Genomic DNA, 7374 nt, shown 5'->3' on the forward strand with positions numbered 1-7374 from the left:
GGCGCGACGGCGGGCGGCGCAGCGGCGGGCGGCGCAGCGGCGGGCGGCGCAGCGGCGGGCGGCGCGGCGGACGCGGTTGCGGTGGCGGCGAGCGCGGTCGCGCTGGTGGCGAGCAGGAGCGCCAGGTGACGGATCGGTGGCATGACGACGATCCTGCGCGAGCGGGGGCGGCGCGTCGGCGGTGGTGTCACGAGGGGCGCGGTGCGGATGTCCGCACGGGCGCCCGGCGCCTGGCTCCACCGCCGCTCGGGCGTCAGCCCCGTGGTCGCGGCGGCGGCGCTGGCGAAGGATGCTGGCCATGCATCCGATCCGTCATGCGCTCGTCGTCACCGCCGGCGCCCTGCTCTTCACCGGCAGCGCGACCGGCGTCGCCTACGCCGCCACCGCGCCGCCGCTCGCCGCGGCCGCCGGCTCGCTGCTGCTGCCGCCGACCACCGCCGAGCCCGCCGTCCCGCTCCGTCCCGCCCCCTCCGCGTACGCCGCCGACCCGGCCGCGCTCGACAGCCTGCTCGCCGCCGCCGTCAGGCAGTACGGCGCGCCCGGCGCGACCGCGGCGATCCTCGACAGAGGGAGAGTCCTGTGGCAGGGCGCGAGCGGCCTCGCCGTCGACCCGTCGGCGGCGCCGCTGAAGCTCGGCGGCGCGAGCGCGCGCGACTCCGCCCCGCAGCGCCTCGACACGCTGCAGCCGATCGCGAGCCTGACGAAGAGCTACACCGCCGTCGTGATCCTGCGGCTCGCCGAGCAGCGCCGGCTGCGGCTGGACCAGACGATCGACCACTGGCTGCCGGCGCTGCCGGGCGCGCGCACGGTGACCGTCCGGCAGCTGCTGGACCACACAGCCGGCTACCCGGACGTCGAGGGCGACCCGGCGGTCGAGCGGATCACCAGCGACCGCAGAGCGTACGACCCCAACCATCGCTGGACGCGCGCGAGGCTGATCGCGCTCGCGAGCGCGCCGGCCTTCACGCCCGGCAGCAGATGGGAGTACTCGAACACCAACTACCTGCTGCTCGGCGAGATCGCCGAGCGGGCCGGCAGAGCGCCGTTCCAGCGGCTGCTGCAGCGGTTCGTGACGCGTCCGCTCGGCCTGCGCGAGACGACGATGGTGCGCGGCGGCCTGCCGCTGGAGCGCTTCTCGCACGGCTACTACGGCTTCGGCAGCACGACCTTCGACACCTGGTCGGGCGCGCGCTCGCTGCCGGCCGACGCCTTCGGCCCGGTCTGGACCGACGGCGGGATCGCCGCGACCGCGCTCGACGCCGCCCGCTTCTCCGACGGCCTCTACCGCGCCGGGAGCCTGCTGCGGCCGGCGTCGCTGCGGACGATGATGCGCTCGCAGGGCCCGGCCGCCGTCAGGCAGTTCGGCCTCGGTACGAAGCGGTTCGACTTCGGCCCGCCGCCGGCCGACCGCTGGCAGGGCTTCAGCGGCGCCTACGGCGGCTACACGAGCATGGCCGCGACCAACCCGCGCACCGGCCTGACGATCGCGGTGCTGTCGAACAAGCTGCAGATCGAGCCGGTCGACGCGCCCGCGATCCGCATCTGGCTGAGACTCGGCCAGCGGCTCGGCGCGGTCGCGCAGGACGTGAGACTGGGCTAGGCGGCGCGGTGGGCAGACTGCTGCTCATGAGCACGGAACAGCAGCTGCCCGCGACGATGCGCGCGATCGTCGTGACGAGACTCGGCGGCCCCGAGGTGCTGGAGCAGCGCGAGCTGCCGCGCCCCGAGCCGGTCCCGACCGAGGTGCTGGTGAGAGTCCACGCCGTCGGCGTCAACCCGACCGACTGGAAGTCGCGCACGAGCGGCGGCGCGAAGCTGTGGGGCGACCCGATGATCGTCGGCTACGACGTCGCCGGCGAGGTCGTCAAGGTCGGCGGCGGCGTGACGACGCTGGCGGTCGGCGACCGCGTCTTCGGGATGCCGTGGTTCCCGCGCCAGGCCGGCGCCTACGCCGAGTACGTGACGGCGCCGAGCCGCCAGTGGGCGAAGATCCCCGCCGGCCTCAGCGACGTCGGCGCAGCCGCGCTGCCGCTCGCGGCGCTGACCGCCTGGCAGGCGCTCGTCGACACGGCCGCGCTGCAGGCCGGCGAGCGCGTGCTGATCCACGCCGCCGCCGGCGGCGTCGGCCATCTCGCGGTGCAGATCGCGAAGGCGCGCGGCGCGCATGTGATCGGCACCGCCAGCGCCCCCAAGCACGAGCTGCTGCGCGGGCTCGGCGCCGACGAGCTGGTCGACTACCGCGAGACCGACTTCGCGGACGCGCTGCGGGAGGTCGACGTCGTGCTCGACACGATCGGCGGCGACTACGTCGCGCGCTCGCTGCGGACGCTGCGCGACGGCGGCCGGCTGGTGACCCTGCTCGGGCCCCAGCCGGAGGCGTTCGCCGCCGCCGCGGCGCGCGGCATCGACGCCCGCTGGCTGCTGGTCGAGCCCGACGGCAGAGGGATGGAGGCGATCGCCCAGCTCGCCGCCGACGGCAGGCTGAGCGCGCTGATCGACCGCACCTTCCCGCTCGCCGAGGCCGCCGACGCCCACCGCCACGGCGAGCAGGACCGCACGACCGGCAAGATCGTGCTGACGGTGTGAGACCGGCCCGCCGCCGTCCGCGAGCGGCGGCGCTCGCCCGCTCCATCCGCGAGACTTGCGGGCGATGAACTTCGCCCGCGATGTCGTCGACGCCGCCGACCCGGCCGGTCTGGCGCTGGTCGAGCTGGCGCGTGACGGGGCGCGGCGGGAGTGGTCGTTCGGTGCGGTCGCGGACGGGGCGGCGCGGTTGGCGGGGACGTTCGCGCGGTTGGGCGTCGGGCGCGGCGACGTCGTGATGACGGTGGTCGGGAACCGGCCGGAGTGGGTGCTGACGATGGTCGCCTGCTTCCGCATCGGAGCGGTCGTGCTGCCCTGCACCGAGCAGTTGCGGGCGAAGGACCTGCGGCTGCGGATCGACGCCGCCGACCCGGCCCTGATCGTCTGCGACGAGCGCAACGCGACGGAGCTGGCGGCGGCGAGACCGGGCTGCCGGGTGGTGCTCGTGCCCGACCCGTCGCTGTTCAGAGGTCCGCCGGTGGAGGCGGTCGAGCTGGCGGCCGAGGAGCCGTGCCTGATCACCTTCACCTCCGGCACGGCCGGTGAGCCCAAGGGCGTGCTGCACGCGCAGCGCTACCTGACCGGCCAGCGGCTGCAGGCCGAGCACTGGCTCGACGCGCGTCCCGGCGAGCTGGTCTGGTGCACGGCCGCCAGCGGCTGGTCCAAGTCGGCGCGCAACGTCTTCATCGCACCGTGGATCCGCGGCGCCAGCGCGCTGCTGCACGACGCCCGCTTCGATCCCGCCGAGCGGTTGGAGCTGCTGGAGCGGGAGCGCGTGAGCGTGCTCTGCATGGCGCCGACCGAGTACCGCGTGATCGCCAAGCGCGCGCAGCCCAAGCGCCTTCCGCTCCTGCGCGGCCTGGTCGCCGCGGGCGAGGCGCTCAACCCCGAGGTGCTGCGGCTGTGGGAGGCCGAGACCGGCCTCACGATCCGCGACGGCTATGGCCAGACCGAGACCGGTCAGCTGACCGGCACCCCGCTCGGCGAAGCGGTCCGCCCCGGCTCGATGGGCTGCCCCCTGCCCGGGATCGACCTGCGCATCGACGACGGCGAGCTGGTCGCCGACCCCGCCACCGTCCCGACCTTCTTCCACGGCTACCTCGGATCAGACCCGCACTCCCGCGACACCGTCTGGCGCACCGGCGACCGCGTCCGCCACGACGACGACGGCTACCTCTACTTCGAAGGCCGCACCGACGACGTGATCATCTCCGCCGGCTACCGCATCGGCCCCTTCGAGGTCGAGTCCGCGCTCGTCGCCCACCCGGCCGTCGCCGAGGCCGCCGTCGTCTCAGCACCCGACGACGAACGCGGCGCGATCGTCCGCGCGATCGTCGTCCTGCGCGACGAGGCGACGCCGTCCGACGCGCTCGCGCGCGAGCTGCAGGACCACGTCAAGCACGAGACCGCGCCCTACAAGTACCCCCGCCGGATCGACTTCGCCGCCGAGCTGCCGAAGACCCCCAGCGGCAAGATCCGCCGCGCGCTGCTGCGCGAGCAGGGGTGACACGCAATCTCTGGGTCTGACAGACCCAGAGATTGCAGCTCAGGCGATGAATCGCTCGCGCCGGTCGGGCTCATCTCGGCCAGACGCGGAAGGCGGCCTCGACGTTGGTGCCGTCGGGGTCGAGCACGTAGGCGGCGTAGGCGCCGTGCGGGCGGTCGCCGGGGGCGCCGTTGTCGGTCCCGCCGGCGGCGAGCGCGGCGGCGTGGAAGCCGTCGACCGCCTCCTTCGACCACGCGACGAAGGCGACGTGGGCGCCGCGCGTCGGCTCGGCGTCGTCGCTGAGCGCGAGCGATCCGAAGCCGATCAGGTGCGGCAGGTCGAGCGTGAACGGGATCCCGAGCGGCTCCAGCGCGGCGGCGTAGAAGGCGCGGCTGGCCGCGAGGTCGGTGACGCGCAGGTGGACGTGGTCGACGAACGGTCTCGACCAGTCGACGGCGCGTGGGTCGGTCAGTTCCATGCTCGCAACCTACCCAGTTGACCATCCTTCTGCAACCGGTATAACTGGTTACATGCGCCGTGCCGACCTCGACCACCGCGACCGGCGCCGCTTCCGCACCGGCCGCCCCAGCCTCGACCTCGTCCACACCGGCGGCGAGGGGCCGCTGGCGGTCTGGGAGCTGCTGCACGAGCCGGCCGACGTCGCCAGATGGCTGGCAGTCGTGGTCGACGCCGACCTGCGCAGACCGACCGCCGCCGACCTCGCCGCGACGAAGCGGCTGCGCGCCGCCCACCGCGCGATCGCCGAGGCGCTGATCGCCGGCGCCGCGCTGCCGCCGCGCGCGCTCGCGACCGTCAACAGCGCCGCCGTGCAGCCGCCGCTGGTGCCGCGCCTCGCCGCCGACGGCACGCTCGCGCTCCAGGCCGGCAGCGTCGCGCAGGCGCTCTCGACGCTCGCGCGCGACCTGCAGCAGCTGGTCGCCTCGCCGCTGGCCAGACGGGTGCGCGTCTGCGCGTCGGACACGTGCGGCCTGATCTTCGTCGACGCCTCGCGCCCCGGGCGGCGCAGATGGTGCTCGATGGAGCGCTGCGGCACGATCGCCAAGACGCGCGCGCACCGGGCGCGCGGCGGCTGAGCGACGGCCCGCACAGCCCGTCCGACCGGCCACTGCGATTGCCGCCCGCCTCGCGATGCGCGAGACTTGGGCGTATGAGCTATGACGTCAGCGGAGTTCCCGGCGCGCGCCCGGTCGAGGGCACCCAGGCGCGCGCATTGTTCGGCCAGGTCATGGGCCTGGTCGCCGTCACCTGCGGCTTCGCGGCGCTCGGCGCCTGGGTCGGCCGCGACTTCGACGGCGCCAAGTGGATCCTGCCGTGGATCGGCGCGATCGTCTGCCTGATCGCGCTCAACTTCGTCAACCGCCGCTCGCCCTCGCTCGCGACGCTGCTGCTGTTCGCGGTCGGCTTCCTGCTCGGCGTCTCGATAGGCACGACGGTCACGTACTACCTCGACACGCAGCCGGACGTCGTCTGGCAGGCGGCCGGCGCGACCGGGCTGACGGTCGCCGGCATGGGCGCGTGGGGCTACGCGACGCGCAGAGACCTGTCGTACCTGTACCGCATACTGTTCTTCGCGCTGATCGGGCTGATCGTCTTCGGCCTGGTGATGATCGTCTTCAACATCCAGGGCGCCCAGACGATCTACGCGCTCGCCGGCATCGCGATCTTCGCCGGCTACACGCTCGTCGACTTCAACCGCCTCCGCCGCGCCGGCAGATCCGAGGCGGTGCCGCTGGCCGCGGGGATCTTCCTCGACGTCTTCAACCTCTTCCTGCTGTTCCTCCAGCTGTTCGGCAACAACCGCTGACGTCGTCATCTGCCAGAATTCCGGGTAAGCACTCGGTGGCTGGCAGATGACAGGCAAGGGACTGACCACGTGAGCGGCCGTCGGGAGCGGCTGCTCGCGCTCGCAACAGCACTGCTGTTGATCGGCGGCATAGCCGCGATCGCGCTCGCGCAGGACGGCGGCGGCACGCCGTCGATCGCGCTCGACGCCGAAGGGCCGCTGTTCGAGCTGCAGGGGATGCAGCCGGGCGCCCCGCCGACCGAGCGCTGCATCGCGCTGAGCGCGCGCGGCGGCACCGCGACGCGGCTCGACGTCAGCGCGACCGTCAGCGGCTCGCTGGGGCAGAGACTGCGGATGCGCGTCGAGGGCGGCGACTCGCCCGGCCCTGGCCCCGGCACGAGCCGCAGCTGCAACGGCTTCACGCCCGCGCAGACGCTGTGGGAGGGCACGCTCGCCGACTTCCCGCAGGCCGGCGCGCCGGCCGTCTCCGACGGCTCGCTCGCCGACGGCGCCAGCCGCGCCTTCCGCTTCCGCGTCTGGCTGCCGTCCGACGCCGTCGTGACGCCGAACGAGACCGCCACCCAGACGATCACCTGGCGCGCCTCGCTCGACGCGCCGACGACCCCGACGCCGGCGCCCGAACCGACGCCGACGCCGACCCCGGCCGAGACGACCCCGGCGCCGACGCCGACGCCGACGCCCGAGAGACAGAGCCTCGATCAGCCGAGCAGAGCGTGCGGAGGCGCGATCCGCTGCCGCGGGCGCCTGATCGCGCGCCTGACGCCGCACGCCGCGCGCCTGCACCTGCGCGTCCACGCGCCCGGCGCCGCGAGGATCCGCGCGCTGACCCTGGTGCTGCCCGCCTCGCTGCCGGCCGCGCGCACGCGGATCGAGGTCACGCACTCCCGCGTGCGCGGAACGATCCTCCAGCTCGACGGGCGGCTGCGCGTGCGCGACCGTGCCCATCGCCGCCTGCTGACGCTCAACAGACTGCCGGTGCAGACCCGCACCGTGCTGATGCACGTGCGCGTCCCGCCGTCCGCGCGCAGAGCGCTGGTCCGCGCCGCCTGCAGACGCGCGACCGTGACCGCCCGCCTGAGCACCGTCTCCGGCAGACGCACGCTGAAGCACCGGCTCTACATCGCGCCGGCCCGCTGCCGCGCGCGCTGAGGCGCCCGCTCCGGCCCCTGCGGCGCGCGGGCCCACTGCCGCGCGCGCTGAGGCGGCGCCAGCTCAGCCGCGGCGGCGCGTCAGCAGCGCGCCGCCGGCGGCAGCCGCGGCGAGGCCGGCGAGCACGATCAGCGCGGCCAGCAGCGGCGTCGGCAGCGTGCGGCCCGATCCGCTCGGCAGCGCGAAGCCGTCGCGGCGGACGACCTCCGGCGTGCCGTCGGCGCCGCCGGCGCTGCCGTCGGCCGGCACGGCGCCGGCCGCGGCGGCGACGTCGAGCCCCGTGCCCGCCCCCGCGCCGCCGGAGCCCGCGCCCCCAGCAGCGGCGAAGCCG

General features: G+C 75.1%; 7 protein-coding genes and 1 pseudogene. 6 read left to right on the forward strand and 2 right to left on the reverse strand.

What is annotated here, in order from left to right; translation table 11 throughout:
* The first annotated feature begins 298 nt into the window (after positions 1 to 298).
* From Q7L73_RS28320 to Q7L73_RS28330, 3 genes are all read left to right on the forward strand, one after another.
* Positions 299 to 1600, forward strand: a complete 1302-nt coding sequence (locus Q7L73_RS28320) for a serine hydrolase (RefSeq protein ID WP_304696223.1) — start codon at positions 299 to 301, stop codon at positions 1598 to 1600.
* Positions 1601 to 1626: 26 nt separating this feature from the next.
* Positions 1627 to 2586 carry an NADP-dependent oxidoreductase gene (locus Q7L73_RS28325; RefSeq protein ID WP_304696225.1) on the forward strand — a complete coding sequence of 320 codons (960 nt, stop codon included), beginning with the start codon at positions 1627 to 1629 and terminating at the stop codon, positions 2584 to 2586.
* A 64-nt stretch (positions 2587 to 2650) separates the two neighbouring features.
* Entirely contained in the window at positions 2651 to 4090 is a 1440-nt protein-coding gene (locus Q7L73_RS28330; protein WP_304696227.1) for an acyl-CoA synthetase, read from the forward strand.
* A 70-nt stretch (positions 4091 to 4160) separates the two neighbouring features.
* On the opposite strand, the gene Q7L73_RS28335 is transcribed toward Q7L73_RS28330, so the two are convergent.
* A complete protein-coding gene (locus Q7L73_RS28335; RefSeq protein WP_304696229.1) occupies positions 4161 to 4547 on the reverse strand; it encodes a VOC family protein in 387 nt (128 codons plus the stop codon).
* 52 nt (positions 4548 to 4599) lie between these two features.
* On the opposite strand from Q7L73_RS28335, the gene Q7L73_RS28340 reads away from it, so the two are divergent.
* The 3 genes from Q7L73_RS28340 (at position 4600) to Q7L73_RS28350 (ending at position 7043) form a co-directional block, all read left to right on the forward strand.
* Positions 4600 to 5163, forward strand: a complete 564-nt coding sequence (locus Q7L73_RS28340; RefSeq protein WP_304696231.1) for a CGNR zinc finger domain-containing protein — start codon at positions 4600 to 4602, stop codon at positions 5161 to 5163.
* Positions 5164 to 5237: 74 nt separating this feature from the next.
* Positions 5238 to 5894 (forward strand): Bax inhibitor-1/YccA family protein, encoded by a 657-nt coding sequence (locus Q7L73_RS28345; protein WP_304696233.1) that lies wholly within the window; start codon positions 5238 to 5240, stop codon positions 5892 to 5894.
* 69 nt (positions 5895 to 5963) lie between these two features.
* Positions 5964 to 7043, forward strand: a complete 1080-nt coding sequence (locus Q7L73_RS28350) for a hypothetical protein (RefSeq protein WP_304696235.1) — start codon at positions 5964 to 5966, stop codon at positions 7041 to 7043.
* A 63-nt stretch (positions 7044 to 7106) separates the two neighbouring features.
* On the opposite strand, the pseudogene Q7L73_RS28355 reads toward Q7L73_RS28350, so the two are convergent.
* Positions 7107 to 7374, reverse strand: a pseudogene (locus Q7L73_RS28355) (hypothetical protein); the annotation flags it as partial.

Origin of the sequence: Conexibacter sp. CPCC 205762 (assembly GCF_030646155.1) — a bacterium.
In the GTDB taxonomy this organism is placed as follows: Bacteria; Actinomycetota; Thermoleophilia; order Solirubrobacterales; family Solirubrobacteraceae; genus Conexibacter.

Excerpts from the sequence above, each read along its gene's own strand:
- Q7L73_RS28325 (WP_304696225.1), top strand. The coding sequence starts at position 1,627 with ATGAGCACGGAACAGCAGCTGCCCGCGACGATGCGCGCGATCGTCGTG.
- Q7L73_RS28345 (WP_304696233.1), top strand. The coding sequence starts at position 5,238 with ATGAGCTATGACGTCAGCGGAGTTCCCGGCGCGCGCCCGGTCGAGGGC.
- Q7L73_RS28320 (WP_304696223.1), top strand. The coding sequence starts at position 299 with ATGCATCCGATCCGTCATGCGCTCGTCGTCACCGCCGGCGCCCTGCTC.
- Q7L73_RS28340 (WP_304696231.1), top strand. The coding sequence starts at position 4,600 with ATGCGCCGTGCCGACCTCGACCACCGCGACCGGCGCCGCTTCCGCACC.
- Q7L73_RS28330 (WP_304696227.1), top strand. The coding sequence starts at position 2,651 with ATGAACTTCGCCCGCGATGTCGTCGACGCCGCCGACCCGGCCGGTCTG.
- Q7L73_RS28335 (WP_304696229.1), bottom strand. The coding sequence starts at position 4,547 with ATGGAACTGACCGACCCACGCGCCGTCGACTGGTCGAGACCGTTCGTC.